The following is a 1,883-nucleotide window of genomic DNA, read 5'->3' as shown; positions in this document are numbered from 1 at the left end:
GCTCGTACCTCTTTATCATTACAAAATACTTTATCTAACATTTTATCCACATCTTCATTATATGCTTCTGGATTATATTTGACAGGTACTCTTTCAAATTCAACGTATCTTGGAGAATGTTCATATAAAACACGGTTTCTAACATCTAACCTACCATTTTCAATATTAATAATGTATGGAAACTCAACCCTATTCACATCTCGATTGGTCTTTATTTTAATGTATGATAAGACTTCATTTCTCATATGAGACCTAATATCTGGAGCCATCTCTAACATTTTGTTTTCTATTAAATTATCATTCCTCTGATAATATCCATTATTGTAAATATATATTTGGTCATTAGAGGTGATAATATCGTATTCTTCCAATATTGCTTCTGCAAATAGGTTATGTTGAATCTGTCCTTTTTCATTTCTCCAAGTGCCATATCCACTACCTAAATCTACAAAAGCATCATCTCTTAAAATTTGTTCGTTTAATTCTTTATCGTCTAATGGTTCTTTTAAGACATATTTATTGATAATATTGAAAGTTTCTTTAATTTCATCTTTAGTAAAACCTTGTTTTTGCAAATCTATAATATACTCAAATAATGCATTATTTCGACCGTCTCCATTTTCCATTTTTTTAAAATCAACATCTATCTTAACAACAGATGTTAACCATTTTGGAATATATTGAATTTCATCATCTTCCATTGGTTGTAGCCAATTACGCCATACCCCTCCCCTCTTAACTACTGTATAACCCCATTTCCCCCAACTCCTACAATCTGCCACTAAACCACAAGCTAAAGGGTGCTTTACAAAGTTCTTCATTATATTTTCAGATTTAAACCAGAAGTGGTATCCATTATCGGTTTCCATTATTCTAGTTTTTAATCCTTCACCCTTAGCAATTTTTAACATTTTTTCACCATCAGATTTTGTGTCAAAATCCAGAACCACAAAAGGCTCTGGAATTAACACTCCTAAATCAGGGTAGTCTTGCACTTCTTCCAACTCGTGTCCACCGTTTCTTAATTTTTCTATGGGATTTTTACCACCTTTAGCAAGTTTAACATATCTCAAATTCTAATCACCCCAATCCAATTTATAAAACTCATATTAACCCTCTCTCTTTTGCTATTTTATTTGTTACTTCATTTAATAAATCCCACACGGCGTCTTCTAAAATATTATATTCTATGGATACATTTTCAACATTTTTATGAATTGGTTTATCCGGTAACAATATATCTGTTAATATAGCTTGTTCATATGTTGGAAAACTCTCAATAACTCTCTTAGCAATATTGTAATTTAACTTATTTATATCAGTTCTTAAATCTTTACCATCAGTTTTATAATATAGTCTCATCATATGGTTTACATAACTATTATAATAACTCAATTTATCACTCTCCTAATAAAACTTATTGATTATCCATTCAAAATATTTAATAAAAATAAATGGAAGTAGTATAAGATATATTATTGGGAACAATATCCAATTAAAAGATAATTTAGAAATTCCAAGACCAATAATTAATGCTAATATAAATATTGGAATTAATAATATTAGCGTTTTCATATATTCTTTAAAAGACATCTTAATCCTCCTTCAATATTCTAGGTGTATAAATTCTATTCTTCTGTTTTTCTTCTATTTTTCTTATCTGTCCTAACACTTGTTCTAAATCCTTAATTGTTCTACTATGCTTGTCTAAACAATTCACAAGAGGTTTCAATAATTCCACGTTATCTTTATGTTTCCTACGTTCTAATCTAGTGTTTTTAAGCTGTGTGGCAATTTTAGACCTTTCGTTCCCACTAAGGGGGACTATCTCCAACATATGAAGATAGTCTTGAGTTAACAAATCCATCTCACCAACTTTATCA

General features: G+C 29.5%; 4 protein-coding genes. All 4 read right to left on the bottom strand.

Features of this window, described 5'->3' with window-relative positions:
* Positions 1 to 1,073 (bottom strand): hypothetical protein (locus VK998_RS00980; RefSeq protein WP_325224471.1); only part of this gene is annotated, 1,073 nt, incomplete at its 3' end.
* Between the two features lie 31 nt (positions 1,074 to 1,104).
* On the bottom strand, positions 1,105 to 1,395 hold the full coding sequence (locus VK998_RS00975) for a hypothetical protein (protein WP_325224470.1): 291 nt from the start codon (positions 1,393 to 1,395) through the stop codon (positions 1,105 to 1,107).
* Positions 1,396 to 1,407: 12 nt separating this feature from the next.
* Positions 1,408 to 1,593 (bottom strand): hypothetical protein, encoded by a 186-nt coding sequence (locus VK998_RS00970; protein ID WP_325224467.1) that lies wholly within the window; start codon positions 1,591 to 1,593, stop codon positions 1,408 to 1,410.
* Between the two features lies 1 nt (position 1,594).
* A partial coding sequence (locus VK998_RS00965; protein WP_325224465.1) for a hypothetical protein occupies positions 1,595 to 1,883 on the bottom strand: 289 nt, incomplete at its 5' end.

The organism is Schnuerera sp., from assembly GCF_035459645.1.
Classification (GTDB): Bacteria; Bacillota; Clostridia; order Tissierellales; family Tepidimicrobiaceae; genus Schnuerera.
Note: the sequence above shows the minus strand (reverse complement) of the source record. Positions and strands in the feature narration are given on the sequence as shown.

Coding starts and splice junctions, on each gene's coding strand:
- VK998_RS00970 (WP_325224467.1), bottom strand. CDS start 1,593: ATGTCTTTTAAAGAATATATGAAAACGCTAATATTATTAATTCCAATA.